General features: G+C 60.1%; 25 protein-coding genes. 13 read left to right on the forward strand and 12 right to left on the reverse strand.

The genetic code is table 11. The annotated features are described in order from the left end of the window. Positions 1 to 291: 291 nt before the first annotated feature. The gene (gene aqpZ / locus JZY08_RS00855; protein WP_137037052.1) at positions 292 to 1017 is read left to right on the forward strand and encodes an aquaporin Z; all 726 of its coding nucleotides are present in this window, start codon (positions 292 to 294) and stop codon (positions 1015 to 1017) included. Positions 1018 to 1069: 52 nt separating this feature from the next. Then, positions 1070 to 1363: a hypothetical protein gene (locus JZY08_RS00860; RefSeq protein ID WP_035227544.1), complete on the forward strand. Its 294-nt coding sequence runs from the start codon at positions 1070 to 1072 to the stop codon at positions 1361 to 1363. A 200-nt stretch (positions 1364 to 1563) separates the two neighbouring features. Here the strand turns inward: JZY08_RS00860 and JZY08_RS00865 are convergent, their stop codons facing one another. Then, positions 1564 to 3501: a glycosyltransferase family 2 protein gene (locus JZY08_RS00865; protein WP_216330672.1), complete on the reverse strand. Its 1938-nt coding sequence runs from the start codon at positions 3499 to 3501 to the stop codon at positions 1564 to 1566. A gap of 170 nt (positions 3502 to 3671) precedes the next feature. Between JZY08_RS00865 and JZY08_RS00870 the strand changes: the two genes are divergently transcribed. Next, positions 3672 to 4433: a transporter substrate-binding domain-containing protein gene (locus JZY08_RS00870; protein ID WP_216331478.1), complete on the forward strand. Its 762-nt coding sequence runs from the start codon at positions 3672 to 3674 to the stop codon at positions 4431 to 4433. A gap of 12 nt (positions 4434 to 4445) precedes the next feature. Here the strand turns inward: JZY08_RS00870 and uppX are convergent, their stop codons facing one another. Beyond that, positions 4446 to 5738, reverse strand: coding sequence for a Wzx-type polysaccharide biosynthesis protein UppX (gene uppX / locus JZY08_RS00875; RefSeq protein ID WP_003493725.1), 1293 nt, complete (start codon positions 5736 to 5738; stop codon positions 4446 to 4448). 292 nt (positions 5739 to 6030) lie between these two features. Here uppX and uppY point away from each other — a divergent pair, with 292 nt between their 5' ends. After that, a complete protein-coding gene (uppY, locus tag JZY08_RS27725) occupies positions 6031 to 7326 on the forward strand; it encodes a Wzy-type polysaccharide biosynthesis protein UppY (protein ID WP_003493729.1) in 1296 nt (431 codons plus the stop codon). A gap of 26 nt (positions 7327 to 7352) precedes the next feature. Beyond that, complete coding sequence (locus tag JZY08_RS00885; RefSeq protein ID WP_216330673.1) at positions 7353 to 8105, forward strand: polysaccharide deacetylase family protein; 753 nt, start codon at positions 7353 to 7355, stop codon at positions 8103 to 8105. 65 nt (positions 8106 to 8170) lie between these two features. Here JZY08_RS00885 and JZY08_RS00890 read toward each other — a convergent pair whose 3' ends face one another. Both JZY08_RS00890 and JZY08_RS00895 read right to left on the reverse strand, forming a co-directional pair. Next, positions 8171 to 8824 carry a helix-turn-helix transcriptional regulator gene (locus tag JZY08_RS00890; RefSeq protein ID WP_003493732.1) on the reverse strand — a complete coding sequence of 218 codons (654 nt, stop codon included), beginning with the start codon at positions 8822 to 8824 and terminating at the stop codon, positions 8171 to 8173. Positions 8825 to 8937: 113 nt separating this feature from the next. Further along, on the reverse strand, positions 8938 to 9588 hold the full coding sequence (locus JZY08_RS00895; protein WP_003493733.1) for a response regulator transcription factor: 651 nt from the start codon (positions 9586 to 9588) through the stop codon (positions 8938 to 8940). A gap of 254 nt (positions 9589 to 9842) precedes the next feature. Between JZY08_RS00895 and JZY08_RS00900 the strand changes: the two genes are divergently transcribed. The 3 genes from JZY08_RS00900 (at position 9843) to JZY08_RS00910 (ending at position 12459) form a co-directional block, all read left to right on the forward strand. Beyond that, positions 9843 to 10196 carry a DUF952 domain-containing protein gene (locus JZY08_RS00900; protein WP_137037056.1) on the forward strand — a complete coding sequence of 118 codons (354 nt, stop codon included), beginning with the start codon at positions 9843 to 9845 and terminating at the stop codon, positions 10194 to 10196. Beyond that, complete coding sequence (locus tag JZY08_RS00905) at positions 10196 to 11287, forward strand: quinone-dependent dihydroorotate dehydrogenase (protein ID WP_216330674.1); 1092 nt, start codon at positions 10196 to 10198, stop codon at positions 11285 to 11287. The genes JZY08_RS00900 and JZY08_RS00905 overlap by 1 nt, the downstream gene beginning before the upstream one ends. A 242-nt stretch (positions 11288 to 11529) precedes the next feature. Further along, positions 11530 to 12459 carry an IS110 family transposase gene (locus tag JZY08_RS00910; protein WP_216330675.1) on the forward strand — a complete coding sequence of 310 codons (930 nt, stop codon included), beginning with the start codon at positions 11530 to 11532 and terminating at the stop codon, positions 12457 to 12459. A 132-nt stretch (positions 12460 to 12591) separates the two neighbouring features. On the opposite strand, the gene JZY08_RS00915 is transcribed toward JZY08_RS00910, so the two are convergent. Then, a complete protein-coding gene (locus JZY08_RS00915; RefSeq protein ID WP_082183681.1) occupies positions 12592 to 13089 on the reverse strand; it encodes a CAP domain-containing protein in 498 nt (165 codons plus the stop codon). Position 13090: 1 nt separating this feature from the next. Continuing rightward, positions 13091 to 13357, reverse strand: a complete 267-nt coding sequence (locus JZY08_RS00920; protein WP_003493739.1) for a DUF6460 domain-containing protein — start codon at positions 13355 to 13357, stop codon at positions 13091 to 13093. Positions 13358 to 13525: 168 nt separating this feature from the next. Here JZY08_RS00920 and JZY08_RS00925 point away from each other — a divergent pair, with 168 nt between their 5' ends. From JZY08_RS00925 to JZY08_RS00935, 3 genes are all read left to right on the forward strand, one after another. Next, entirely contained in the window at positions 13526 to 14467 is a 942-nt protein-coding gene (locus tag JZY08_RS00925) for a class I SAM-dependent methyltransferase (RefSeq protein WP_216330676.1), read from the forward strand. A 135-nt stretch (positions 14468 to 14602) separates the two neighbouring features. Then, a complete protein-coding gene (locus JZY08_RS00930; RefSeq protein ID WP_003493741.1) occupies positions 14603 to 15214 on the forward strand; it encodes a YitT family protein in 612 nt (203 codons plus the stop codon). Between the two features lie 73 nt (positions 15215 to 15287). Beyond that, on the forward strand, positions 15288 to 15929 hold the full coding sequence (locus JZY08_RS00935; RefSeq protein ID WP_080833370.1) for a YitT family protein: 642 nt from the start codon (positions 15288 to 15290) through the stop codon (positions 15927 to 15929). A 26-nt stretch (positions 15930 to 15955) separates the two neighbouring features. Here the strand turns inward: JZY08_RS00935 and JZY08_RS00940 are convergent, their stop codons facing one another. Both JZY08_RS00940 and JZY08_RS00945 read right to left on the reverse strand, forming a co-directional pair. Next, positions 15956 to 16417 carry a carboxymuconolactone decarboxylase family protein gene (locus JZY08_RS00940; protein ID WP_216330677.1) on the reverse strand — a complete coding sequence of 154 codons (462 nt, stop codon included), beginning with the start codon at positions 16415 to 16417 and terminating at the stop codon, positions 15956 to 15958. 109 nt (positions 16418 to 16526) lie between these two features. After that, entirely contained in the window at positions 16527 to 17030 is a 504-nt protein-coding gene (locus JZY08_RS00945; RefSeq protein WP_216330678.1) for an Rrf2 family transcriptional regulator, read from the reverse strand. 121 nt (positions 17031 to 17151) lie between these two features. Here JZY08_RS00945 and JZY08_RS00950 point away from each other — a divergent pair, with 121 nt between their 5' ends. Next, positions 17152 to 19671: a ligase-associated DNA damage response DEXH box helicase gene (locus tag JZY08_RS00950; RefSeq protein WP_216330679.1), complete on the forward strand. Its 2520-nt coding sequence runs from the start codon at positions 17152 to 17154 to the stop codon at positions 19669 to 19671. Positions 19672 to 19741: 70 nt separating this feature from the next. Continuing rightward, the gene (gene pdeM / locus JZY08_RS00955; protein ID WP_216330680.1) at positions 19742 to 20470 is read left to right on the forward strand and encodes a ligase-associated DNA damage response endonuclease PdeM; all 729 of its coding nucleotides are present in this window, start codon (positions 19742 to 19744) and stop codon (positions 20468 to 20470) included. 24 nt (positions 20471 to 20494) lie between these two features. Here the strand turns inward: pdeM and JZY08_RS00960 are convergent, their stop codons facing one another. The 4 genes from JZY08_RS00960 to podJ form a co-directional block, all read right to left on the reverse strand. Next, positions 20495 to 20932: a universal stress protein gene (locus JZY08_RS00960; protein WP_006313302.1), complete on the reverse strand. Its 438-nt coding sequence runs from the start codon at positions 20930 to 20932 to the stop codon at positions 20495 to 20497. Positions 20933 to 21091: 159 nt separating this feature from the next. Further along, positions 21092 to 21919, reverse strand: coding sequence for a TIGR02186 family protein (locus JZY08_RS00965; RefSeq protein ID WP_216330681.1), 828 nt, complete (start codon positions 21917 to 21919; stop codon positions 21092 to 21094). After that, complete coding sequence (locus JZY08_RS00970; protein ID WP_003522786.1) at positions 21916 to 22842, reverse strand: sulfite exporter TauE/SafE family protein; 927 nt, start codon at positions 22840 to 22842, stop codon at positions 21916 to 21918. The genes JZY08_RS00965 and JZY08_RS00970 overlap by 4 nt, the downstream gene beginning before the upstream one ends. Positions 22843 to 23106: 264 nt before the next feature. After that, positions 23107 to 26856 (reverse strand): cell division protein PodJ, encoded by a 3750-nt coding sequence (gene podJ / locus JZY08_RS00975; RefSeq protein ID WP_216331479.1) that lies wholly within the window; start codon positions 26854 to 26856, stop codon positions 23107 to 23109. Between the last annotated feature and the right edge of the window lie 7 nt (positions 26857 to 26863).

A 26863-nucleotide genomic window follows, 5' to 3' on the forward strand; every position in this document is an offset into this window, starting at 1 on the left:
TGATTTACTTGCCAATACCCCGAAGAGCGTCCGTTCAAGTCCATCACTTTGCAAAGGCTCATTACGCAATCGGGCTTGCCTGAGCCTGAAGTTGCTAAGCGTCAGCCGATCTCACCCTGCGTTGTCTTTTTGAAACGCTTCAGGCGCTGGCGTGCGAGCAGAGGCAGAGGAACGCTGTATCGTGCGGGAGCGCATTGACGCCCCGGCAGTCGCGTGAATATGCGATTTAGCTTGACTACTATTAAATTGCACGTAATAGTTGATGCAGTCGTAACATGATGGGGAAATGTTATGAGTCGCAAGCTTCTTTCGGAATTTCTGGGTACCTTTTGGCTCGTGTTCGGAGGCTGCGGCAGTGCGGTTTTTGCTGCTGCTTTTCCTGAACTCGGCATTGGTTTTCTTGGTGTCGCTTTCGCTTTCGGCCTGACGGTTTTGACCATGGCCTATGCGGTTGGCGGCATTTCGGGCGGTCATTTCAATCCGGCCGTTTCCGTCGGCCTGTCGGTTGCCGGTAAATTTCCGGCAGCGAACCTCCTGCCCTATATAGTGGCGCAGGTTCTGGGGGCGATTGTCGCGGCCGCGGCGCTTTATGTCATCCTTACAGGCAAGGCAGGGGCGGACATTGGCGGTTTTGCCGCCAATGGTTATGGTGAACATTCGCCGGGTGGTTATTCTCTCGTCTCGGCGCTGCTGATCGAGGTCATCCTGACGGCATTTTTCCTGATCGTCATTCTGGGATCGACGCATGGCAGGGTTCCATCCGGCTTCGCGCCGATCGCCATCGGTCTTGCCCTCACCCTTATTCATCTGATTTCCATTCCGGTCACCAACACATCCGTCAATCCGGCCCGCTCCACGGGGCAGGCCTTGTTCGTCGGCGGATGGGCGGTGCAACAGCTCTGGCTGTTCTGGCTCGCTCCGATCCTCGGCGGCGTCATTGGCGCCGTGGTCTGGAAAATCTTTGGCGAGGAAGAGAAGGCCGGCCACGCCGGTTCCGTCCAGCCTGCGCAGACATGAATAAGAGGCTTTGTTTCCCCGAATGGTCGGGGAAACAAGTGAGGAGGATGACATGGATCTTACTTCGATATTGGCCCAAATCGTTGGTGGTGCGGTTGGCGGCACGGCAGGCGGAAAGATACTGAAGGATTCCGATCTCGGTTCGCTCGGAAACCTGATCGCCGGCGCCATCGGTGGCATCGGCGGCGGAACGGTTCTCGGATCGCTGCTCGGGACTGCAGGCACGGCGGCAGCCGGCGGCGTGGATATCGCCGCTCTTGCCGGCCAGCTCGTTGGTGGCGGTGTGGGCGGTCTGATCGTCCAGGTCATTGTCGGCCTGATCAAGAACAAGCTCGTCGCCAAATAAAGTTTTCAGTCGCTTCGGTGGCGAAGTGAAAGGCCTTGCCGGGAGACAAGCCTCGTTCGGCAAGGCATTCTAAGTATTGCCGCTGCTATAGCGGCATCGCCATCGAAGCCGGAATGGTTTCCGATTGCGGAAGCGCGGACTGAAAGTATTCCATGTATCGTGAGAAAGCGCGAAGTAAGCGCTTCCCCGGCTATGTCTCGTCACGCCGCATCTTTGACGACAGGCACATGCGGCGTCTTGTTCCAGACGAAAGGTCTGGTTTTCAGCTCCACCACGGCGCGCCAGGCGGCAACAGACATCATCAGCCAATAGAGCGGGATTGCCATCCAGCGGCGTCCGATCTGTTGTTTTTCGTAGGCTATCATCCTGTTTCGGCCCATCAGCACGAAGATGGCGTAGCTGCCGAAAATATTCAGCGTATCGATGAGAAACAGAGCCCCCTGCCAGGAAAGCAGCATATCCGCGCCATTTTCACGGATCGCCATGACCATGAAAGCGAAGGAAACGAACAGCAGGGGATGCGTTAGCGACGACAGGAGCATCCCGCCGATCAGTAACTGAAAGACCGTATAGGCACCCCATCCCATGTGGCGTGCGGTGATGAAGGGCGCGCGGGTCATTACCAGCCAGCTTTGCAGCCAGCCCTTGTACCATCGCGCACGCTGGTTCAGCCACACGGGAAGCGAGGTCGGCGCATCCTCCAGCGTCTGTCGCCGGATGACACCGCAGCGATAACCGAGCCTGTGCAGCCTGAGGCCCATATCGGCGTCTTCCGTCACATTGTAGGGGTCCCAGGCGCCGACCCGGCGCAAGACGGCGGTGCGGAAATGGTTGGAGGTGCCGCCAAGCGGCAACGGCAACCTGTGCGCGGCGAGAACGGGCAACATGCAGCGAAAGAGACCGGAATATTCCAGTGCGAAACAGGCGCTGAGCCAGGAGGAGCGCGCATTGCTGATGATAAGCGGCGCCTGCAGGCAGGCCACCTCGACCGGCTGGTCGCGAAAGGCGGCATGGGCTTCGCGCAATTGTTGCGGATGCGGTCGGTCTTCGGCATCGTAAACGGCAACGAATGTGCCGCGCGCGCCGGAGAGTGCATAGGTCAGGGCCTTGGGTTTGGTGCGCGGCAGGGACGGCGGAACCCTTATGATCTCCACATGCGAACCCGGATTTGTCCGCTGGATAGCCTTAATCGTCGCGGCGTCGTCCGCCTCGCAGACGAGCTTGATGTCGAGCCGGGATTTGGGCCAGTCCAGCCGATCCAGCGCACCGACAAGCTGCTCGACGACCGCTTCTTCGCGATAAAGCGCCACGAGAATGGTGTAGACCGGCAGATCTCCGTCCTGCGGGAGCGGGACGATGGTTTTTGCATCGTTTTCTCTGGGCGCATGGACGAGCGCAAAAAGCCTGAAAAGCAGGGTGGAAAGATAAAGCATTGTCAGCGTGACGTGAATATACACTAGGGTCGCCTGCGTATAAAACAGCAGCGACAGAACGAGCAGGGTAACGAGGACACCGCTTGTAAAACCCTGCTGCCCTTGCAGCGTGATTCTGGCCGAATGCTGCGGCGCCGCGTTGAAAAGCCGATGTCGCGTGTCCTGGCAGCGGCGCGCCTCGCCCGCCTTCCAGATTGCGCCGCGCATCGCCTGCGGTGTGGTCACAGCCAGTTCGTCGAAAAGCTGCGGACGCTGATCGAGCATGCTTTTCAGCAATTCCATCCGTGCCAGTTCCGGCACGATCAGCAGCATCGGTTTGCCGTTCAGTGGTGCCAGCCGCAGAAGCCGTGGTTCGGCAAGTTGCACGTCCAGATGTTTGATGTCTGATACCCGGCCGGGATCGATTTCCGCAAGAAACGGCAATCGCAAAAATCTGGCAAAGGCGCCGTAATAGGCATCCGCATCGACAAGACCGCTTGCCAGCAATTCGTCTTCCACGGTCGAGCCGTTTTTCAGGGCCCGTTCTTCGAATGTGCTGATATAGGGCTTGCCAAACCCCAGCGAAGAGAGAAAGCGCGTTGGTCCGGGCTCGTCCTGTTCGGTAGCCATCCAGAGCGGATTGTCACCAATGAGCGAAAACGCAATTTTTCGTCCCGCCGGCGTCGTGCTAAACGATTCTCGTGTATACTGCCTAAAATAATCCATGCATCGCCGCCGCTGTCATGGTAACGCGCCAATTCCTGCTACGGACAGTATAGATGAGAATGACGAATGTAACGCGGAATGTAAGTCTTGTTTTTACTTTAGTTGTCGCTTTACAATTTGTTGGCTTTTTTGGCAAAGTTCATGCGGAAGGTCTGTCGGACGGAAACCGCATGCCGGTGCTGTTTGATGCGCAGGAGCGGTTTCCGGGCGGCGATCTTTCTTCCGTTCCCCGCATCAGGTTTCTGATGTCGGTCGATTTCCCACCCTTCAATTTTACCGATCAGGAAGGCCGGCTTGCGGGTTTTCATGTCGATCTCGTGCGTGAAATCTGTGCCCAGCTGAAGGTTGAAAGCAAATGTCAGGTGCAGGCGCTGCCGTTTGACGAGCTTGAAGCGGCCCTCGAGATGGGGGAGGGGGAAGCGGTGATTTCCGGTCTCGCCACCACCGCCGATCTGCGCAAGAGTTTCACCTTCTCACGCCCCTATCTGCTATTGCCCGCCCGCCTGGCCGTCAACAAGGCGGGGAAATTCACCGGTTCCGGCGCTGAAGCCCTGTCGGGAAAAAAGGTAGGCGTTGTCACAGGTTCGCGGCACGAGCAGATGCTGAAGGCATTTTTTCCAAAGGCCGCGGCTGAAGGTTTCGAGGGCTATGAACCCATGTACGACGCGTTGAAGACGGGCAAGGTGGACGCCGTTTTCGCCGATGGTCTGCGCCTGCCTTTCTGGGTTTCAGGAAGCGCGTCCGAAGGCTGCTGCGCGCTCTTCGGCGGGCCTTACATGTCCGACAGATTTCTTGGTGAAGGCCTGTCCATCATGGCTGTCGATCCGGACAATGTGCTTGTGCCGGCCTTTGATCAGGCGCTTGCCGCACTTTCCCGCAACGGCCGGCTGGAAGAAATCTACCGGCGTTATTTCCCCTATGGGCTTTATTAAAGAAAGCGCCGTCTATTTGGCAGGTGCAAAGGCTTCATCGTTGCGCCGCAGGCGCAGAAGCGCGATCCAGACGGCCGCGGCAATAGCGGATTCCACCAGGAAATAGCTGCCGATCGTTCCCGAAATGCTGAAGAACCAGGTGAAGACGGCGACGACAACGGAGCCGATAAGGTTGCCGCTGTTCCAGATCTTGGCGCGAATATCCTGCCGCCCGGATGCACCGAGTGCTTCAAGCGCCGTCGCCGCCACCGCCATCGGTAAAACAACCCAGCAAAGGACACGGGTAATGATGGGCAGCGAGACATATTCGTCGCCGAACAGCAGCGGCAGGAAAGGCGCGATGATGAAGATTGCGAGCGCGCTGCCGACTGCGATAACGAGCGCTGCCTTCAACACATTATAGGCACGTTCTATGGTCTTTCCGATGCCCTGCAGAGCGGCCGAGGCCGAACCCGGATAGATCAGGCGGTTAAGGGCCTCCACCGAGAGGTAGGAGCTGTCGAGAATCCGCCGGGCGATGGAATAGCTGCCCAGGACCTCGGCGCTGGCAATGGCGCCGAGAACGAGAATATCGGCATTGCCGCGCACGGCCTTGAACAGGAACTGGGTGGAGAACAGAATGCCGATGCGGATTTCATCGCGAACGATCCGGAAAACCGGCTTGCCAAGCCTGCCGATCGCCTTGACCGAGATCACCGTCGCAATGGCGTGGGCGGCAAGGTTCCACAAGGCCCAGGCCTCGACCGTTTCTATCTTGAAGATGAGGCAGGCAACCACGGCGGCAATCGTGCGTGCGACGGCGAACATCACTTCCAGCTTGTTGGCTGAAGCGAAGTCGGAATGGGCGATGAAGCTCTGCGTGGAAAGCGAAATGACTTTCAGAAGAACGAGGTTCGTTATCAGGATCAGGAAGGTGGTGATGAGTGTATGCAGCAATGTTTCCGACGTCGGGAAAAACACCGGGATCGTCACCATGCCGATGAAGGTCAGTACCACGCCTGTCGCCGCACTGAGAAGATAGCTGTGGCCGAGCATGACGGGAAACATGCTGCGATCCTGCGCGACGCGGCGGATCAGAGATTCCTGCGAACCGATGCCGCAGATCTGCACGCCAAGATTGGTGACGGCCGTGATCGACGCATAGAGCGCGAATTGTTCGACGCCGAGATGACGGGCAAGCAGGGCGAATGTCAAAAGCTGGGCGGCGCTGGACATCAGCAGAGCCCCGCCGGACGCCATATAGGTCAATCCCAGTCTGACTAGATGGCCGAGCCGCGGCGTATTGAACGACACCTCATTCTCCATGTTTTCCGACATTGCCGGACGCATTCAAAAAATGACTGCCCTGCTTTGTAATATTTGGCGAACTGAAAGCCGGCGTCCGGCCAGTAATCTGAATGCCGGTGAACCGATGAATGACAGTTTCTTCTGTCTTAGCCTTCTTTGAGGTAAGAGAGGGTTAAAGCAATTACACAATAATGATGATAATGACTGTTTATGGTTGTTTGGACAGGGCCTGGTTTCAAAAAAGGGTTTCGTCGTTCGTCCCAGAGCAGACCATAGATGATCCGATTATCCGTTCTCCGTACAGGCGACCATGCCGCGTTTTGCTGATACCCAGCCCATTTCTGCGCCAAGCAATGCCATGTCGCTTACGGGCAGCCGTCGTGACGCGATTTTTTTCGTCGGCACGATGCTTTATATCTGGATTTCCGTTGCCCCATTTGAAAATCTCGCGGCTCCGCCGGTGCCGCATGCGGCCGCAAACCAGCTCACCGGGCTTGTCATTGCTTTGATTTTGGGTGTTTTTGCCCTGCGCCACCGGCTGACAGGACTTTTGCTGCGGCCGCGTCTGCCCATCCTCCTGTTGTTTTTCTGGCTGGTGATCTGCTCGGTGCTTGGCGAGCAGCCGGGGACCTCGCTGCAACGCCTGATCTTTACGGCCCTTCTCTGTTTCATCACCAGCGTCCTCGTCGTCATGCCCCGGGACCGGCGCCAGTTTGACCGGATGATGGCCATCTTCGCCATCATCCTGCTGGCGCTCTGCTATTTCGGGGTGCTCTTTCTGAGCTCGCGCTCGATCCATCAGCCCTACGATCTCGATGAAACGTCGCTTGCGGGCGATTGGCGCGGCATCTTCAACCACAAGAACGCGGCTGCTCCGGCCATGATCATTCTTTTCATGGTCGGGCTTTACCTGCGTAATGCCTGGTCGACGGTTGGCGGTATCGCAATCACGCTCCTGGCAGGTTTCTTCCTCTGGAAAACCAATGGAAAAACCGCGGCGATGCTGTTGCCAGTCACCATCGCGCTGATCTGGATTCTGGAAAGACATGCAGGTCGCACATTGCTGATGATCGGCGGCCTTCTGGCCTTCTTCAACATCCTCGCAGTCGGCTCCACCTATTTTCCGAGCATACAGAATCTGGTCGAAAGTCTGGGGATCGATTCCACCTTTACCGGCCGAACGGACATATGGCGTCTGTCCTTCGACACCTTTGCGCAATCGCCGATTTTCGGGCAGGGTTTCCAGGCATTCTGGACGAGCAGCGCGCTCCTGTCGCAGGCCGATATTTCCGAAACCTGGGCGGTCACGGCCTCCCATGCCCATAATGGCTATGTAGAAAGCCTGCTGAATGGCGGCCTGCCGGCCTTTATTCTCATAGTCATATGGCTCGTCATCATACCTGCAAATGATTTTCGTATAGCGGTGGAAAGGGGAACCGATCCGGGATTGACGCGGCTTTTTGCCCGAATTTGGGTGTATGCACTGCTTTCTTCGTGTATTGAGAGTAATTTCTTTACTGGAACTGGGCCTATCTGGTCTTCTCTTCTGATCGCAATCTATTGTTTGAGGCATCAGGCTTACGACATACTTGAACAAGGGCAGTAATTTGCAGAAAGGCCGGGGGGCTATGCATGGCGCAAAAAATCGGGACATTTGCGGACCGGATCAATAACCGGCTCGTACGCTATTTTCCGGGACCGGCGGCTCGGATCGAGACATCCGAACCGATCGTCTCCTTCACATTCGACGATGTACCCGCAACCGCCTGGACAAAGGGCGCACGCATACTGGAAAACGAGGGTGTTTGCGGGACGTTTTACATTGCGGGCGTTTTCATCGACACGCACGATGAGCAGCAGGAGATGATCTCCACGCAGGGCTGTTCGGAACTGGCAGCGGCCGGCCACGAGCTTGCCTGCCACACCTATTCTCACCGCAAACTCTCAAGCTTTTCGCGGCGCGGGCTTGAGGAGGATCTCGATCGCAACGAAAGCGTGCTCGGATCATTCAACCAAAATGGGCATAAACGGAATTTTTCCGTTCCCTTCGGCATGGCCTCACCCCTCATGCAACCATTGTTGCGGCGCAGGTTCAGGACGGCCCGTGGCATCACGGCCGGCATCAACCGGGGCAGCATCGATCCCTATAATCTGGCTGCGGTGGAATTGCGGCCCGATCAGAACTATCTCAACGCTGCCGATCGCTGGCTTGAGGATGTTTTGCAAAATGGCGGCTGGCTCATCATTTTCACGCATGATGTCTCGCCTGCGCCGAGCTTTTACGGTTGCCCGGGAGACAGGTTGCAAGGCCTTGTCCGCAGGGCGGTGTCCGGCGGTGCGAAGGTCATGCCGGTCGATGCCGCTGTCAGCGCACTCGGCCTGTAAAGGGATATTGTCGGCAGGGTGCGAAGAGCGTAGCGACATAAGCGGGAGGCCCGCACGCTCATTGCCTATTGGCTGGCCCAGATGATGCGGGCGATCCATTCCACCTCGGCCATGTCGAAGCTGCGGTTCGGATGTTCGGGGTTGAGGGAAAGAAGCTCGATATTCTTGGGGCTTTGCCGCGCCAGCACCTTGGCCATCACTTCGCCGTCGCGGCTTTTCAGCACCACGCGGTCGCCGCGCCGCACCTGCGCGCCCGGCTCCACGATCAGGATGTCGCCATCGCGGTAAAGCGGCATCATGCTTTCGCCCTGTACCTCCAGCGCATAGACGCCCTGCTTGCGTTCGGGAGAAGAGGGGAATTCCACCACATCCCAGCCCTGACCGGCCGGAAAACCACCATCATCGAAGAAGCCGCCGGAACCCGCCTGCGCAAAACCGAGCAGGGGTATGGCATTGTCCGCACCGGAAGGCTGCATCGTCTGGGCGGCCTTGCCAAAAGCATAGCCGAAAAACTGGTCGACGCTTGCCCCCGTCGCCTCCAGCACCTTGGAGACGGATTCCGTCGAAGGCCAGCGTTTGCGGCCATCCGGGCCGAAGCGCTTCGATTTGTTGAATGAGGTCGGATCGAGACCGGCGCGCTTCGCCAATGCCGAGGGCGTCAGCTCATGGCGTTTGGCAAGCGTATCGATGGCGCCCCAGATCGTCTCATGTGACAGCATGGTAAGAAAGCCCGCAGGTGGAGCCGAAAGCGGAAAAGCTCCTGTCATTTACTTCCCGGAATCTAGACCATATCCGGCCCGGAGTAAAGAAAGGAAAGGAATAAAATCCTTGATCACGCCACCATGGCCGATGTGTTTATCTTGGCGAGCTGGATCACCGCCTGCGTGCGGCTGTCGACCTTGAGTTTCAGCAGGATCGCGGAGACATGCGCCTTGATGGTGGCTTCCGAAACATTCAGCTCATAGGCGATCTGCTTGTTCAGCAATCCTTCGGCCAGCATGCCCAGAACCCGGCTTTGCTGCGGCGTCAGCGTTCTGAGCCGGCCTATGAGATCAGCCACATCCGGGTCGTTTTCCTTGTCACCGTGGCTGCTCGCCGGTATCCAGACGTCCCCTTCCAGAACGGCGCGAATACCATCGCGAATATCGTCGATGCCGGAGGATTTGGAAATGAAACCGGAAGCGCCGAGTTCGATGGAGCGCCGAACGGTGGTCGCATCGTCCGTTGCCGAAACGATGACGATCGGCAGGCTGGAAAATTCTGCCCGGAGCGCCATCAGGCCTGAAAACCCGCTGACGCCCGGCATGGCGAGGTCGAGAAGCATCAGATCGGCGTCGTTACGCGCCGTCGCGGCACTTCGGGCGGCCTCGAAATCCCCGGCTTCTATGATGGTCTGCTGCCCGTCAAGACCGGATACGGCCTGTTTGAGGGCGCCGCGAAAAAGCGGGTGGTCGTCTGCTATGATAATGACAAGTTCCGACATTCTGGCCCCCTCCCAAGGGCGTTATGCGGTTCTTTCGCTGGTCTGATGCACTCCCATTTGCCGGCGGTCGAAACGCTACCGGCTCCTCCGCTCAAAGGTTGCTCCAATCGGTTGCGCATTACAAGAAAAAGCTTGTGGACAGGCGGCCTTTGACGGCTTCAGCAATAAAAATGCAGTGGAAACTGTGGACAATCGACCCGCTTTGCGGCAAACCGCCCAGACTGAAAAGCCTTGGAAAGCCTTCGGAGAGCCCCATGCAAGAAACGCCCGCGATCATCTATAAAATCGTGCCGGAGACGTTGTGGAATGCGGCCAAAGCGAAGGGCGTCTTCGAAGGCGCCGCCATCGATCTGACCGACGGCTTCATTCATTTTTCGACGGCAAAGCAGGTGGCCGAGACCGCCGCACGGCACTTTTCCGGCCAGGTTGACCTGCTTCTTATCGCGGTCGACGGGGGAGCGCTTGGCGACAAGCTGGTCTATGAACCCTCGAGAGGCGGCGATCTTTTCCCCCATCTTTATGCGTCTCTTCCCCTGACCGCCGTGCTTTGGGAAACGCCGCTTTCACTTGGCCATGATGGCCAGCACCAGTTTCCGGAGATTTTGTGATGAGCGGATTATTTTCCTCGATCGGCCGCAGGGGTCTGTTTCTGGTCGATCCGGAAAAGGCGCATGGCCTCTCCGTGGCGGCGCTGAAAAGCGGCTTCCTTCCGACCTGCATGGTGCCGCACGATCCGCGTCTGCAGCAGACCGTGGCAGGCCTCGTTTTTCCCAATCCGCTTGGCATGGCTGCGGGTTACGACAAGAATGCGGAAGTGCCGGGACCACTTCTGCGGCTCGGTTTTGGCTTTACCGAAATCGGCACCGTCACGCCCAAGGCGCAATCCGGCAATCCCAAACCGCGCATCTTCCGTCTGGTTGAGGATGAAGGCGTCATCAACCGTCTCGGTTTCAACAATGAAGGCCACGCCGCAGCACTGGAACGTCTGAAGCAGGCGCAGCTGCGCGGCATTGTCGGCGTCAATATCGGCGCCAACAAGGATAGCGAAGACCGCATCGCGGATTATGTGCAGGGCATCGAAGCCTTTTATTCGATTGCATCCTATTTCACCGTCAATATCTCCTCGCCCAATACGCCGGGCCTGCGCGACCTGCAGGCGCGGGAAAGCCTCGCAGCACTTCTCGCCGCCGTGCTGGAACGCCGGAAAGTGGAGGCAGAACGCTTTGGCAAACGCATTCCGATCTTCCTCAAGATCGCGCCCGATCTGACCGAGGAAGGGCTGGATGATGTTGCAGAAGAGGCCTTGGCCCATGATCTCGATGGCCTGATCGTATCGAACACCACTCTTTCGCGCGAAGGCCTGCGGCCCGGTCCGCACAAGGGTGAGGCCGGCGGGTTGTCCGGCAAACCGCTATTCGAGCTTTCGACCACGGTTCTCGCCAAGATGCGCCGTCGCGTGGGCGGCAATCTGCCCATCATCGGCGTGGGTGGGGTTTCTTCGCCGGAAACGGCATTGGAAAAGGTAAGGGCAGGGGCCGATCTGGTTCAGCTCTATTCCTGCATGGTCTATGAAGGCCCCGGCCTGCCGTCGTCAATCGTCAAGGGCCTGTCGAAGCTGGTCGCCCGCGAAGGCGTGGAGTCGATCCGCGACTTGCGCGACAGCGCGGTGGACCGCTGGGCCGACCGCAAGCTGGGCTGAGCGCAGACCTTGGACGGTCAGGCAGCGCGTCCTCAGGGGCTCTCCTCCCTCATCCCTGTGCTTGTCACAGGAATCCTGTGTATTGCGTCTGTGCTAGAATGGTAGCGGACGGAAGGCCGTCGGGATCCTGGTCGTTTGAGACCGCTTGCTGGCTCTGGTCCTCCGTCCGCCTTTGATATCCCAACCTGAACAGTTGATTGAGGCCGTGAGCGCGGACCTCGAAGCACAGGATGAGGCTTGCCATGATACACCCTGTTTTCATTGGATGCGACGTCGCCAAGGCGCATCTTGATCTTTTCGACGGCCGGACATCCCGGCATATCCGCATCGACAACACCGCTGCCGCCATTCATGCATGGCTGCAAGGCCTGGAGGGGCAGGAGGCGACGGTCATTCTGGAGGCGACCGGGCGTTATGACAGGCAGCTGTGCGCGGCTCTCGATCGGCAACAGCGTCCGTATTGCCGGGTCAACCCCGCCCGGGCGCGCGACTTCGCAAGAGCCACCGGCCGCCTGGCCAAGACCGACGCCATCGATGCCCGCCTGCTGGCACACATGGGCGAAACGCTTGGCCCCGCAACCAGCACACCACCCGATCCGGCCCGGCAGGCGCTTGCCAGCTTCCATACAAGGCGCGATCAGCTCGTTGCCATGCGCCAGCAGGAGCGGCTTCGCCTTTCCAGCGCAGAGCCCATGGAGCACGATAGTCTGGAGCGCCATCTCATCTGGCTGGACGGCGAGATCGAGGCGATCGAAAAAGCCTGTCACGCCCATGTCCGGGAAAACGCGGAACTGAACGAACAAAGCACCAGGCTCCGTTCCATTCCGGGCGTCGGGCCAGTCACCGCATTCACGCTGATGGCGCATATGCCGGAACTGGGCGGCAGCTCTTCCAAAGCCATGGCCGCATTGGCGGGACTTGCTCCCTTCAATGCCGACAGCGGCATCAAACGCGGCCAGCGCCATATTCGCGGCGGACGAAAGCGCGTGCGCGATGCCCTCTACATGGCGGCGTTGGTGGCTTACAGGCTGAAGACCGCCTTCGCCCGCACGGCGCAAACCATGCAGACCAAGGGCAAACCGTTCAAGGTCATGATCATTGCCATCGCCCGCAAAATCCTCGTCGCCGCAAACGCAATCCTCAGGGATAAAACCGTCTTTGCTAAAACCTGACAATACAGTTGCCAGCCAGCCCAAGTCCTTGGGCTGAAAGGACTCTTATCGCCGCGCAGACGCGCGTCGGCTGGATTCCTGTGACGAGCACAGGAATGAGGGTCGCGAGGGTAGCCTAGTCCCCACCCACTCTCACGCGCAGAGCACCATCGCCCAATAGGGCCGGTTGCGGCTGGCGGCATCATAGGCAACCGCGACGCCGAGGCCATTATAGGGCCCAAGCATGTTTTCGAGATGATGTTTAGAGCCGATCCAGGCCTTGACGACACGCTCCACGCTGTCCTGACCTGCGGCCACGTTTTCCGCCGCCGGTAGCGGCACATTGCCGTCCTTCATGCGGATGAGGAAACTGTCGGTCAGGCCGATCAGATGCGCCATTTTCTGCGCCTTGACCATGCGGCCGGCCTGATAAGCGGCAGCACCGCTGGCTGCGCCATTGATGGCGAGTGGCGAAAGGCCCTTCGAGCGGCGCAACTCGTTGACCATCGGAAGCGCTGCCGCGGTCTCATCGCGGGTGCCGGACGGCATGCCCTTGTTGGTGGGCACGGAAACGCAGGCGGAAAGCACGGAGCCGGCGGAAATCAGCACGAAGCCGCGCCGGGTGAGCGTCTGGAATGATGTGTCGGTCATGTCAGCGGCGATAGCTCAGGAGACGCAGGATGATGAAAACGGGAATGACGATCGTAGCGCCGAGGATCAGATAGTCGCCGATTGCGCCCAGCGCATGGAAACCGCTGCGCCACAGGTCGACCACGAAATCGCGCGCGCCATAGATGATGTTCCAGGGCGTCAATCCGAAGATCGCCATCAGAAAGCCGACGAGCAATGAAACCACCAGCAGCTTCACCACGGTACGGGCCACCGTATCACCCAGCATTTTGTTGACCTCACCGGCCATCAGCAAGTCTCCTGTTTTGTCCTGACATATGCAGCGCGCCGCTTCGATGCAAGTTTGCGCGCACTATATCGCGTCATATCAGCCAATTCCACGCGTGCGCCATGAAATAGGACTTGAGTTTTTTTATGGCTTGATAAATGACAGCCAACATCTTCTCAGGAATCTTGAATGGCCCCAAACCAGTTTTCTTCCGGTGACGTCATTGCCGACCGCCGGGCGGACTATGCCCGCATGTTGGCGGAGAGCGGTGATTATCCCGCCGCCGCCGAACTCATGGAACAGGCGCTTGAACTTGCGCCACGGTGGACGGCGGGCTGGTTTCGCTTCGGGGAATATCACGAAAAGGCGCAGGAGACTGCAAAAGCCGTGGCGGCTTACGAGAAAGTCGCCGAGCTGGATACGGAAGGGCTGTTCGCAGCCGAACTGAAACTCGCGGTTCTCGGTGCCGCGGAAACACCCGAGCAGCCGCCGAGCCGTTATGTGGAAGGGCTGTTCGACGATTACGCCGACCGTTTCGAAACGTCGCTCGTCGAGAAACTGGATTACAGCGTACCGCAGAAACTGGCGGAGCTGATCGGCAGGGCGGCGGATGGCGGCGTCTTCGACACGATTGTCGATATTGGCTGCGGCACAGGCCTTCTCGGCATCGAAATCCGCTCCCTGGCGAAGCGGCTGGAAGGTTTCGATATCTCCCAGAACATGCTTGCCAAGGCCGAGGAAAAAGGTCTTTACGACCATCTCGGCCAGGCCGATCTTTCGCTGGACGCCGCCACCTCGGGGCTGTTCAGCCCGGAAAGAGTGGAACACCGCGCCGGCCTTGTCGCCGCCGCCGATGTGATGATGTATCTCGGCAGTCTCGAAACCGTCATGCCGCTCGTTTCAGCCCTGCTTGCGCCCTCCGGTTTCTTTGCCTTTTCGGTGGAGGATGCGGGGGACGAGGAGGGTTTCGTTCTGCGGGAATCTCTTCGTTACGCGCATTCGAAAAGCTACGTGACCGGCCTTCTGGAGCGGACGGGCTTTTCTCTCATCGAAATCCGCAAAACCACCATTCGCAAGGATGCCGGAAAACCCCTTTCCGGCATTCTTTTTCTTGCACGCGCCAAAGCCTGAACATCTCGTTTCTTGCCTTTTTCACGATAGGTCAGCCTTCCTTACGCATCCATCTTGATCGGCTGTTTTTTGCAGTGCAAAATACGCCGGAACCTGAGGGAAAAAAGCGTGAGCAGAACGAGAAGCGTTTACAGCATGTGGAGTTCGGACCCGGCGAAACATGCGCCGGTGGAAGACGTGCAGGGCATCGTCACCGGTGCCATCGTGTCGGCGCTCGGCTTTTATCTGCTGAACAAGGTCGGCCTTCTGACCGGCGGCACAGCCGGCGTCGCCTTCCTCATTCATTATGCCTTCGGCATCAGCTTCGGCCTCCTGTTCTTTCTCGTCAATCTGCCGTTCTACTATCTTTCCTTCCGCCGCCTCGGTCTTGCCTTTTCCTTCAAGACCTTCATTGCCATCGGTCTCGTTTCGGTGCTGACGGAAGTGGAAGCGCGCTGGATGGTCATTGACAGCATTAACCCGCTCTGGGCGGCCCTGCTCGGCGGCCTGCTTCTCGGTTACGGGTTGCTGGCGCTTTATCGCCACCGCGCCAGCCTGGGCGGTATCGGCATTCTGGCCATCTATATTCAGGACCGCTTCGGCATCCGCGCCGGTCTGATCCAGCTGGCCTTCGATGCCTTCGTGATGCTCTGCGCCTTCCTCGTCATCGATCCGGCCACCGTCGTCTATTCGATTGTCGGGGCTTTCGTGCTCAACATGTTTCTCGCCATCAATCACCGCTCGGACAGATACATCGTTGTGCGGTGAGCGAAGCACGCTTGAAATCCATCGCGCTTTTGCGCAATAGCTCGACAGAGGCCGGAAAATCAGGGGAACAGGCATGGGCGATACGACTGCACGCAGGCGCTTGAATATCTGGGCTTCCGCGCCCGATCGTCATTCGATGCTGGAGGATGCCCAGGGCGTTCTGGCCGGCAGCATGCTCGTCTCGCTCGGTGTGACACTGCTTTCTGCCGCGGGCCTGCTCACCGGTGGCACCGTCGGCCTTGCCTTTCTGGCGCATTATTCCACCGGCTTCAGCTTCGGCGTGGTGTTCTTCCTCGTCAACCTTCCGTTTTATTATCTCGCCTTCCGCCGCCTCGGTCTTGCCTTCACGGTCAAGACCTTCTGCGCCATCGCCATGACGGCGCTGCTGTCGGAATATATGCCCGGCTTTTTCGCCTTTCAGAGCATCAATCCGGTTGCTGCGGCTCTCTTTGGCGGATTGACCGTCGCGGCTGGCATGCTGGCGCTGTTCCGTCATCGCACCAGTCTCGGCGGTTTTGGTATCCTCGCGCTTTATCTTCAGGATCGTTTCGGCTGGCGCGCGGGCCTCGTGCAGCTCGCCTTTGACGGCATGGTGCTGGCCTGCTCGTTCTTCGTGGCAACACCTTTCGTCATCATCTGCTCCATCCTCGGCGCGCTGGTCATGAACCTCACGCTTGCCATCAATCACAGAAACGACCGCTACATCGCCATGTAGCGGCTGCCCATTTTGGGTTTAAGAGGTCACGCCGCCTTCGCAGCCGCATCGACCGGATGCTGCGAGCGGAAACCGACGGCGATGCGGTTCCAGGTGTTGATGGCGCCGATGGCGACCGTGATCTTCACGATATCCTCATCGGAAAAATGCGCCTTCAGCGTCTCGAAGGCATCATCCGGGGCGCCGGTTTCGGCAATCTTCGTCACCGCGTCCACCCAGCCGAGCAGCGCCCGTTCCTGCTGGGTATAAACGGGGGATTCCCGCCACACGCTCATCAGGTTGATCCATTGTTCGGAGAGCCCGTCATGGCGGCTTTCCTTCACATGCATATCCACACAGAAGGCACAGCCGTTGATGATCGAGGCGCGCAGCTTGATGAGGTGAACGAAGCGGCGCTCGAGCCCGCTGCCCTGAACATAATTTTCCAGAGCCACGACGGCCTTGAAGGCTTCGGGCGATGCTTTGGCATAGTTGATACGGGTTTTCATGGGTCTCTCCATTGGTTGGGTCTGTTTGAAGTCATGCGTCATCGGTCCGGAAAGCGGCGAAGCTCTCCGGTGCAGGTCGATCTTTTTTTGGGGGGCCTGTTTTCGGGTCTCAGCGCGTCATCGTCTTGCGCTCGTTCAGCTCCAGAAAGGCGCAGCCACGCGCGGCAATCCCGCCATCATCATTGGCGGCGAGATCGTCCAGAATATCGGCGATGGTGGTTTTGGCGAGTTCGGCCCGATAGGCCTTCTCCGCTTTCAGCATCGCGGCATTGATGCCGCAGGGCTTGGTGAAATAACGCCCCGGCAAGGGGGTTGGCCCGCGCTGGCGGATTTCCGCGCAGCGGAAGGCAGGCTGCGGCCCTTCGACAGCCAGCACGATATCGAGAAGGGTGATCCTGTCGGTCGCCCTAGCCAGACGGTAACCGCCCTTCGGCCCCGGCACGGTAGCGACAATCCCCGCACTGGACAGCGACTGGAGATGCTTCAGCAGATAGCTGGTGGAAACACCGTGGAATTCCGCCAGCGCCGCCGCCGACAGCACGCCGCCTTCGGAAAGTCCCGCCAGCATGCCCACGCTGTGAATGGCCTGTTCCACGCCGTCGCCGAGTTTCATCCGACTTGTCCCTGTGCGGTTCGTTTCAGTATCATGGATAAAAATTATCCGCGATTATGCTTTCTGTCAAGCGACCACGTTCCGCCCTTCTTTTTTGCAGCTTTTTCACTACCTTGAAGACGTGAAACACACCGAGTCTCCCATTTCCGGCACGCATGTCGGCGCTTTGCCCCTTCCATTCCAGAAATGGTTTGCCGAAAAGGGGTGGTCTCCGCGCGCTCATCAATTGGAGCTGATGGCGCGGGCGCGCGGCGGCGAGAACATGCTGCTAATCGCGCCCACGGGCGCCGGCAAGACGCTGGGCGGCTTCATGGCCTCGCTCACCGCTCTGGCGGAACGCGGCAAGGTGCCGGCGGGCTCCGGCTTCGTCGGCGTGCACACGCTCTATATCTCGCCGCTCAAGGCGTTGGCGGTGGATATCGAACGCAACCTCACTAGGCCTGTCTCCGAAATGGGCCTGCCGATTTCCATCGAGACGCGCACCGGCGATACGCCGCAGGGAAAACGCCAGCGCCAGAAGGTCAAACCGCCGGATATTCTGCTGACGACGCCGGAACAGGTCTCGCTGCTGCTCGCCAACAAGGAGGCCGAGCGCTTTTTCCGTGACCTGAAATATGTGGTGCTCGACGAGCTGCATTCGCTCGTCACCTCCAAACGCGGCCATCTGTTGGCGCTGGCGCTCGCCCGGGTGCGCCGGCACGCTCCGGACGTGCGCTTTATCGGCCTTTCGGCCACGGTGGCGGAGCCGATGGATTTGCGCCGTTATCTCGCGCCGCAGGGACAGGCTGAGCCGCCCGCCGGCCTCATCACCGTCGAAGGCGGGGCAAAGCCTGATATCTCCATCCTGAGCACGGAAGAGCGCATCCCGTGGTCCGGCCATTCGGCACGTTACGCCATGAAGGATTTGTACGCCGCGCTGAAGGACCACCAGACGACGCTGATCTTCGTCAACACCCGCTCGCAGGCGGAGCTGATTTTCCAGGAACTCTGGACAATCAATGACGACAATCTGCCGATTGCACTCCATCACGGTTCGCTGGATGCCGGCCAGCGCCGCAGGGTGGAAGCGGCCATGGCGGAAAACAAATTGCGCGCCGTCGTCGCCACCTCCACGCTCGATCTCGGCATAGATTGGGGCGATGTCGACCTCGTCGTGCATGTCGGCGCGCCGAAGGGCGCAAGCCGCCTTGCCCAGCGCATCGGCCGCGCCAATCACCGCATGGACGAGCCGTCAAAGGCGATCCTCGTTCCCGCCAATCGCTTCGAGGTGATGGAGTGCCGCGCTGCACTGGATGCGAACTATATCGGCGCGCAGGACACGCCGCCGATTGCCGAGGGCGCGCTCGATGTTCTCGCCCAGCACATACTCGGCATGGCCTGCGCCGAGCCCTTCGATGCGGATGATCTCTATCGCGAAGTAACCAGCGCCTCGCCCTATGCCGATCTGCCGCGCGCCACATTTGACCGGGTGGTGGATTTCACCGCCACCGGCGGTTATGCGCTGCGCACCTATGAGCGTTACGCCCGCATCCGCCAGATGAAGGACGGTCGCTGGCGCGTCTCCAATCCGGCGGTCGCGCAGCAATATCGCCTGAACCTCGGCACCATCGTCGAGGCGGCGGAACTCAATGTCCGCATGGTCAAGCGCAATGCCAAGGGCACGGTCGGGCGCGGCGGCATGTCGCTCGGCAAGGTCGAGGAATATTTCCTCGAACAGCTGGTGCAGGGCGATACCTTCCTCTTCGCCGGCAAGGTGCTGCGCTTCGAAGGCATCAGGGAGAATGAATGCCTGGTCTCCCAGGCCTTCTCCATGGACCCGAAGATACCCTCTTATGCCGGCGGCAAGTTTCCGCTCTCCACCTACCTAGCGGATCAGGTGCGCTCCATGCTGGCATACCCGGCGCGCTGGCATGCCCTGCCGGATCAGGTGCGCGACTGGCTGGCGATCCAGAAGGAAAAGTCGATCATTCCCAAGCGCGACGAGCTGCTGGTCGAGACCTTCCCCTTCCGCAAGCGCTTCTTCATGGTCATGTATCCCTTCGAGGGGCGGCTGGCGCACCAGACGCTCGGCATGCTTCTGACCCGGCGGCTGGAACGGGCGGGCGCAAAGCCGATGGGTTTCGTCGCCACCGATTATTCGCTCGCCATCTGGGCCATGGAGGATATCGGCAGCCGGCTGAAATCCCGCCGCCTGTCGCTTGCCGACCTGCTGGACGAGGATATGTTGGGCGACGATCTGGAGGCGTGGCTGGACGAATCCTTCATGCTGAAGCGCACCTTCCGCAATTGCGCCGTCATTTCCGGGCTGATCGAGCGCCGCCATCCCGGCAAGGAAAAGACCGGCAGACAGGTCACGGTCTCCGCCGATCTTATTTATGACGTTCTTCGCAGCCATGAGCCGGACCATATCCTGCTGGAAGCGACGCGGCGCGATGCCGCGGCGGGACTTTTGGACATCGGCCGTCTTGGCGATATGCTCAAGCGAATCAAGGGTCACACCACCCATCGCGCGCTGGAACATGTCTCGCCGCTTGCCGTTCCGGTCATGCTGGAAATCGGCCGCGAGACGGTGGCGGGCGAGGCGATGGACAATGTGCTGGCCGAAGCCGCAGACGAACTGATCGCGGAAGCGATGTCCTAGGAGCCGGCGGACAGATGCAAACGACTTTCGGGCCATCCGATATGCGGACCCGGTGAAGGAACAACGAGAAGTGCTGAGCCGTCTCACATTGAGCGACAGATTTTCAAATGGTTTCGAATGCCTCGGCAGCGAAACCGCCGTTAACGGTGTCGCGGCCTGGTGCGATCCGCTCGGCGGGCTTTACCTGCCTGACCTGTCGCTGCTCGTGGTGTCCGACCTGCATCTGGAAAAAGGGGCGGCCTTTGCCCGGCGCGGGCGCATGCTGCCGCCTTATGACACCATCGCTACCCTCAAAATCCTGTCCTCCCTCGTCAGCCGCTACGACCCGAAGATCGTCGTCAGCCTTGGCGACAATTTCCACGACCGCGTGGGGTCCGAGCATCTGCCGCCCGTGCTGCGTGAAATCATCCGCGAGATGGCCCGCGGCCGGGAATGGATATGGATCAACGGCAATCACGATCCTGATGGTACGGTCGATCTGCCGGGATCTTCGGTGGACGAGATGTTTTACGGCAATCTCGTTTTCCGCCATGAGCCGAAACCGGGTGATGCCTCCGGCGAAATCGCCGGCCACCTGCATCCCTCCGCCACGGTTCGCCGTCGCGAAAAGACGGTGCGGCGGCCCTGTTTTGCTACGGATGGTTCACGGCTTTTGATGCCGGCCTTCGGGGTTATGAGCGGCGGGCTGGATTTGCGCCACAAGGCGATGCGCGGCCTTTTCGATCACGCTGAACTCGTGGCGCATCTGATGGGACGGGACCGCATCTATTCGGTGCGGTTTTCAAATCTGCTCGGCTGAGCGCAATCACTCCGCTTCGGCCGCCTATTGACGGTAGACCAGCACCGGTATCTTCGAGTTTTTCAGCACCTTGGCCGTGACACTGCCGAGAAGCATCTCGATGAAGCTTCTGCGACGGTGTGAAGCCATGGCGATGAGGTCGCAGCCGGTTCTGTCGGCGATTTCGATGATCGCCTCGTCCGGCCGCCCCGCCCGCGCCAGCAGGGCCTCGCAATCAAGCCCCATGGCTGCGGCGTGCGCCTGCGTGTCTCTCAGAAGATGCTCTGCCTCCTCGCAACGGTGGAATTCCTCTTCGGCAATGGCGGCAATGTCCTCGACATCGCTGGCAATCACGTGAAAGGGTTCGGATACCGTCACGACGGTCACCTTTGCGCCTGCCTCTCTGGCGAGAGCGAACCCTTGGTCGATTGCGATCTGCGCCAGCGGCGAGCCATCGGTGGGAATGAGAATGTGCTTGAACATGACATTTCTCCTTTTCATCCCGGTCACAACCGCACTTGCCGCCATTAGCTGCGTGCGCGGTTGTAACATCTTGAATTTTACAGCAAACCCCGGAAGGAAGCGAATGCTATCTTTGCCCGCGCGGGCGGCAGACGCTCTCTTTTGCGCGATTGAAAACGCTCAGTCCTTGCGGAAGATGATGCTGGCGCCCCAGCCGGTGACGACGGCCAGCAGAACGCATAGCGCGCCATAGGCAAGCGGCGTCTGATGCGCCGCATCGGTGATCGCCTGTTCCATGCCGGTCTTGACGACGCGCAGTTTCAGCTCGCGCTGGGCGATGAACTTGCCGCTCTTGAACAGATAGGCACGGGCGGTGTGCACGCCGTTCGGCACGTTGGCGGGCAGGCGCAGTGTCGCCCAGAACAGGCCGGTGCGTTCCAGCCTCACCCCGGTCGTATCGTTGCGATAGATGCCGCTTGAAAGCTTGAGCCGACGATAGGCCTCCTGAAAATCGAAGACATTGTCAGGCACGCCGGAGAAGACCGCGCTTTTCAGCGACAGATGATCGACGCCAAGCCCCATGGCCCGCAAGGTGCCGGGAGAGGCAACGGCACTGATATCGCGCGTGCTGGCCATGGAATAGGATTCCGGCAGGGGTGTGAAGGTGATGGCGCTGGTATTGATCCAGATGCCCGCCACCCGCTCCTTCTTGCGCACGGTCATATAGTCGCTCGGCCCTTCGAGCGTTACGACGATATCATATTGCCCGATGGCGAGCAGCAATTGGTCGGTATTGTTCAGCGCGCCGAAGAGGGTGAAATCCGCGCCGCGAAAATCCGAGGCGATGGGAATTTCTGTCGTTGAAGCGCCGATTTCGATGTTTTCCAGCAGGGATCGCTGCTGCGGACCGGGCGGCAAGGCAAGCGGCGGCGTCTGCGCCGACGCCATGCTCCCAAAGGCAAGGAATGGCGCCAGAAAAAGTGCGGCAAACGACAGATGGCGGGTCAATAGCCTAACCCTCCGACGGCAACCGAAAACAGGTCTTCCGGGCGCACCACCAGCGATACCGCAAGGCGAAGGGCGACCGCGAGAACCAGAAGCGCCAGAAGCGCGCGCAACTGTTCGCCGCGCAGTTTCTGCCCCACGCGCACGCCATATTGCGCGCCGATGACGCCGGCCACCATCAGGATGAAGGCCAGCACCACATCGACGGAATAGTTCGTCGCGGCCTGGACCACGGTCGTATAGGCGGTCACGAAAATGATCTGGAACAGCGAGGTGCCGACAACCACGCTGGTCGGAATGCGGAGGAGATAGATCATCGCCGGCACCATGATGAAGCCGCCGCCGACACCCATGATGGAGGTGAGAATGCCGATGCCGAAACCAAGCGTCACGATGGGAATGATGCTGAGATAGATCTTCGATTTCTTGAACCGCATTTTCAGCGGCAGGCGATGAACCCAGTTGTGATGGCCCGGGCGGCGCAGCGTTACGGTTTCGTTGCGGGCGGCGCGGCGCAGCGCGGAAATGCTTTCCTTCAGCATCAGCCCGCCAACGGTGCCGAGCAGGATGACGTAGAGCAGCGAGACAATGAGATCGAGCTGGCCGATGCTGCGCAGAAAGGAGAATATCCACACGCCGACCGTGGCGCCGACCAGACCGCCGACAAGCAAAACACTGCCGAGCTTGACGTCCAGCGTCCCGCGCCGGAAATGCGTGATGGAGCCGGAAACGGAGGAGGCCACCACCTGGTTCGCGCCGGTCGCAACAGCCACCACGGGCGGAATATTGTAAAAAATCAGAAGCGGGGTGATCAGAAAGCCGCCGCCCACGCCGAACATGCCGGAAAGAAAACCGACAGCCGCGCCCATGCCGAGAATGATGAAAATATTCACCGACAGTTCTGCGATCGGCAGATAGACAGTCACGGCTCGGACCTCGGGCAAATGGTTCCGGGCGGCAGGGCTTGTCCGGGTGAGGGGGGCCGCGCCGCGATTATACTTTCTGTCTGAAAAGACCGGGCATGCCCAGCCTTCATTCGTCATGCCCGCGAGGGTCTGACGTGTCAACATTCAACGGTAAATACGTTGATAATTTGGAAAGATAGAGACCAGGCGTGGGGGCTGCGCCACATTCCGACGCCAAACTGAAGGGAAGCGGCCGGTGCGGCCGCTCCAACCGTTGCGGAACGGTTATTTGTTGCGGGCCAGCAGCGCGGTCACCAGTTCGTTGGTAATGCGCCCGTCGGGCGTCTGGCCCACGGATTTCTGGAAGTCCTTGATTGCGGTGACGGTATTCTTGCCAAGCTTGCCGTCAGGCTGGCCGGCATCGAAACCGTTCTTGTTCAGGATTGCCTGAATGTTGCGGATCGCCTTTTCCATGTCAACGGAAGCGGTCTTGACGCCCTGCTTGCCGGCCCATTCCTCGGGCGGGTTGACGCTGTTGGCGTCTTCCGAAAGCGGCTTGACCTTCCATGCTTCCACTTTGGCCTGAGCGCTCTGAAGCTGTTGCGGGTTCATCGCTCCTGCAACCTCGTCGCGCTTCTGGGCAGCGTCGGCGTCGCCATCCTTGGCTGCAATCGCGAACCACTTGTAGGATTCCTCGATATCCTGCTTCACGCCGCTTCCGCGGGCGTAGAGAATGGCGAGGTTGAACTGGCTGTCACGGACACCGAGTTCGGAAGCCTTGATGAACCACTGTGCGGCGGCAGTGAAATCCGGTTGGCCGGCTGCGTCGGAGGCGAGCAGGACGGCGAGATTGTGCATCGCGCCGGCATTACCCTGATCTGCGGCCAGTGTGTAATAGCGCTTGGCTTCGGAAAGGTTACGCTCGACACCGTTTGCCTTCTCGTAAAGGTTGGCGAGACGATATTGCGCGGGAGCAAGGCCGCGATCCGCCGCCAGCTTGTACCATTTGGCGGCTTCCGCGCGATCGGCGGTCACACCACGACCGTCGGTGTAGCGTGCTGCAATCTCGAACAGCGCCTGTGTTTCGCCCTTGGCGGCCGCCTCGGCAAGCGATGCGGGCTCGATGCCGGCGGGAACCGTAATCGCGTCCTGCGCGGGGGTAGCCGTCGCAGCTGCTGGCGCCGGTGCCTGCGGCTCGCTCTTTGCAACCGTGTCAGGCGTCGCCGTATCCACGACCGGTGCGTCCGCGATCGGCGGCTCGTCGGCAAGCGGTGCGCCGCCGATGGTGCGGGGATCAATGGTATTCTGCGGCGGTGCTGCGTTTTCGATGCTGTCGGCGGATGCCTGCTGCTGCGGATCGATGACGAGATCGGACGGGATTGTCACGGCGTTGTCGCCGGTCTCGGGCAGTGCGGAGACCGGAGCATTGTCCATTTTCTGTTCGATGAGTGGTGTCGGGGCTTCCGCGCCGCCGATCATCGTCTTGACGAGCGGCATGGCCATCATGGCGAGAAGAATGGCGCCGATACCGAGCAGCAGCGGGCGACGATAGCGCGACAGCGCAGAGGCGTCGGCCTTGCGGCTCTTCTTGCCGGTTTCAAGTTTCTCCGGTGACGTTTCCATGGCGGCGGCCTGAGCCGCGCGGCGGGCGGCGGCAATGAAATCCGTCCGCCCTTCGGCATCGGCGGCCTTGCCGCTGGCGGCAACCTGGCTGGCGCGCACCCGTTCCAGTATCTTCTTGATATCAGGCGCGCCCGAACCCGGCTCCAGAAGCTCGTTTTCCTGGCCGGCTGGCAGAACGTCAATCGGGTCGAGCGAAGGCGCGGGCTCCACCTGCGTGCGGGTGGAGGTGGCGGATATCGGCTCTTCAGCGGTTTTGGCCGCTTTCGCCGTGCTGCTCCTGAACCGTTTCGTCAGGCCGGCAAGCAGGCTCTTCTTTTCGGCCCTTGCCGGCTTTGCCGCAGCAGGCGGCACGACGGTCATCGCATCCGCATCCTTCTCGTCGGCGTCGAGAATGGCCTGCTCCTCGGCAATATAACCTTCCTCCGGGAAGACTGCTGCCGGCATGGGCACATCTTCGCGGGCGGGAGCAACCATATGCTGCGCAACGTTGCGGGGCGCGGCCTCTTCACGATAGGCGGGAACAGCCTCGCGATTGTCGAGACTGTCGAGCCGGCCGGCGATCTGCACCAGCGTCTCGTGCAGCGCCTCGAAGGTGCGATGCGTGCGCTCTTCGGTGTTGCGGCTCAGGGCTTCAAGGCTGCGAAGATCGGTCGCGAGATCGGTCAGCATCGTCATGTCGGCGAGATTGGCGCCGGCGGACAGGTTGTTGCGGGTATAGGCGTCCAGAACGGCTTCGGCCGCCTGCCGCGCCGCTTCGATGATATATTCGTCGTTCGACGCCATATAGTCCTCGATCGCCGCCATGCGGGCATCGAGTTCCGGGGGCAGGCTCGCCTGTGCGTGCACCGGCTGGCTGATCAGCGTCGAGAGATGGGCGATCTGGTTTTCGAGGCTTGCTAGCGCGTGGCTGTCGGCGGGCGCGGCATGGGCGGTCTCGTCGAGACGCGCGGCAATATTGCCGAGCCGCTCTTCCAGACGGGAGAAGGCGCTTTCGCTGAAGCCCGATGCGGGCTGCGGCTGGCTGTAACGATAATCGAGGTCCTCGATCCGCCGCGACAGCGTATCGAGCCGTTCGGCCAGGCCATCATTGACGGCGCCGTGATCCAGCGCGTCGATCTTGCGGGAAATGTCGCTGAGGAAGGAGGTCAGTTCCGCCTGCTGCGAAGGGCGCTGCGAGCGCTCCAGTAGCAGGGAAAGCTGGTCCAGCCGCTCATGCAGCTGCGCGGCGTCGCGGGCGGTGCTGAGCTCATCGATCTTGCCGGCCAGCGTTTCGAGACGGGCGGTCAGGTCCAGCGCCGGCTCAGGCTTGGCGGCGGCAAGACGGTTGATGTCATCAAGCTGTTCGGCAAGGCCGTTCAGGCGGGTTTCCAGCCGCTGCGCCAGCGCATTATCCGTGGCCTGGGCATTCGAGCGGGCGCCGGTTGCGGCAATCGCGCGGCTGATTTCGTCCAGACGCTGATCCAGCCCGGAAAACTGTTCGGTAAAGGCCGCCTCGTTTGGCTGTATATGTTTGCCGAGCTGCTCCACGGCGCTCGCAATGGCGATCAGCTTTTCTTCAAGCACGCGCACGGCCGGATTGTTGCTCATGCCGCCGAGCTGGGTCTTGATGTCATCCAGACGATAGGCGAGCGAAACGATCTCATCCTGCAGCGAGGTGGCGTCGAAACCGCGCAGCGTATCTTCCACATTGTTCCAGCGGCTTTCGATCCGGTGCACGCTGTCTTCACGCGCAAGCTGGTCGATCGTCAGGCGCAGGTCCTCGAATTCGTTGCGCAGCCCATAGGCGTCAGGCGATGCCAGGTTGCCGAGCTGGTCGATGCTGCCGGCAAGCCGTGCGATATCGTCGCGCAGATCGCCGATGAATTGCTGGTCTTCCGCGATGGCGCGAATGTTGCGGATCTCCGCACGCAGCCCCTGCGCCTCGCGCGCCACGCCTTCGGAAATGTCGTGCTTCAGCTCGTGCCGCAGGTTGACGAGGGCCTGTGCGATCTCCTGCAAGGCCGCGTCGTTACGCTGCTGCTCCTGATAAGGCGGAATGGAGCGTGCACGCGGTGCGGCGGCAGCCGCCTCGTTTGGGCGATACTCCGGCGCAAGCGGCCTGGTAATGGTTCGTTCCGGGCGTGCAACGGGTTCCTGCGGCCGCTGGAAGCTTGATTCGAGCAGGCGCTGGCGCTGGCGGATTTCGTTGACGGGGTCGAGCTGCGGCGGCGTAACCGTGGCGCGTGGTTCGCGCGGCGCGGCGTAAGCCTCGGTTTTCGGTTCCGGCGCCGGGGTCGCCGTGCGCGGCTCGCGCGGGAACTTCTGGCTCATCAGCCCTTCAATACGGGCTTCAAGACCTTCAATGGTGCGATTGAGAGCATCAAGAGACGATCTGTCGCCTGGCTGTTGGGTTTTCGATCGCAATCCGTTCATCTTCTCG

The sequence above is a fragment of the Rhizobium sp. X9 genome (assembly GCF_018873185.1).
Taxonomy (GTDB): domain Bacteria; phylum Pseudomonadota; class Alphaproteobacteria; order Rhizobiales; family Rhizobiaceae; genus Agrobacterium; species Agrobacterium oryzihabitans.

Coding starts and splice junctions, on each gene's coding strand:
- aqpZ (WP_137037052.1), top strand. CDS start 292: ATGAGTCGCAAGCTTCTTTCGGAATTTCTGGGTACCTTTTGGCTCGTG.
- JZY08_RS00915 (WP_082183681.1), bottom strand. CDS start 13,089: ATGACCGACACATCATTCCAGACGCTCACCCGGCGCGGCTTCGTGCTG.
- JZY08_RS00920 (WP_003493739.1), bottom strand. CDS start 13,357: ATGGCCGGTGAGGTCAACAAAATGCTGGGTGATACGGTGGCCCGTACC.
- JZY08_RS00870 (WP_216331478.1), top strand. CDS start 3,672: ATGCCGGTGCTGTTTGATGCGCAGGAGCGGTTTCCGGGCGGCGATCTT.
- uppX (WP_003493725.1), bottom strand. CDS start 5,738: ATGGAGAATGAGGTGTCGTTCAATACGCCGCGGCTCGGCCATCTAGTC.
- JZY08_RS00925 (WP_216330676.1), top strand. CDS start 13,526: ATGGCCCCAAACCAGTTTTCTTCCGGTGACGTCATTGCCGACCGCCGG.
- JZY08_RS00910 (WP_216330675.1), top strand. CDS start 11,530: ATGATACACCCTGTTTTCATTGGATGCGACGTCGCCAAGGCGCATCTT.
- JZY08_RS00930 (WP_003493741.1), top strand. CDS start 14,603: ATGTGGAGTTCGGACCCGGCGAAACATGCGCCGGTGGAAGACGTGCAG.
- JZY08_RS00945 (WP_216330678.1), bottom strand. CDS start 17,030: ATGAAACTCGGCGACGGCGTGGAACAGGCCATTCACAGCGTGGGCATG.
- JZY08_RS00890 (WP_003493732.1), bottom strand. CDS start 8,824: ATGCTGTCACATGAGACGATCTGGGGCGCCATCGATACGCTTGCCAAA.
- JZY08_RS00905 (WP_216330674.1), top strand. CDS start 10,196: ATGAGCGGATTATTTTCCTCGATCGGCCGCAGGGGTCTGTTTCTGGTC.
- JZY08_RS00900 (WP_137037056.1), top strand. CDS start 9,843: ATGCAAGAAACGCCCGCGATCATCTATAAAATCGTGCCGGAGACGTTG.
- uppY (WP_003493729.1), top strand. CDS start 6,031: ATGCCGCGTTTTGCTGATACCCAGCCCATTTCTGCGCCAAGCAATGCC.
- JZY08_RS00940 (WP_216330677.1), bottom strand. CDS start 16,417: ATGAAAACCCGTATCAACTATGCCAAAGCATCGCCCGAAGCCTTCAAG.
- JZY08_RS00885 (WP_216330673.1), top strand. CDS start 7,353: ATGGCGCAAAAAATCGGGACATTTGCGGACCGGATCAATAACCGGCTC.
- JZY08_RS00935 (WP_080833370.1), top strand. CDS start 15,288: ATGGGCGATACGACTGCACGCAGGCGCTTGAATATCTGGGCTTCCGCG.
- JZY08_RS00960 (WP_006313302.1), bottom strand. CDS start 20,932: ATGTTCAAGCACATTCTCATTCCCACCGATGGCTCGCCGCTGGCGCAG.
- JZY08_RS00895 (WP_003493733.1), bottom strand. CDS start 9,588: ATGTCGGAACTTGTCATTATCATAGCAGACGACCACCCGCTTTTTCGC.
- JZY08_RS00865 (WP_216330672.1), bottom strand. CDS start 3,501: ATGGATTATTTTAGGCAGTATACACGAGAATCGTTTAGCACGACGCCG.
- JZY08_RS00860 (WP_035227544.1), top strand. CDS start 1,070: ATGGATCTTACTTCGATATTGGCCCAAATCGTTGGTGGTGCGGTTGGC.
- podJ (WP_216331479.1), bottom strand. CDS start 26,856: ATGAACGGATTGCGATCGAAAACCCAACAGCCAGGCGACAGATCGTCT.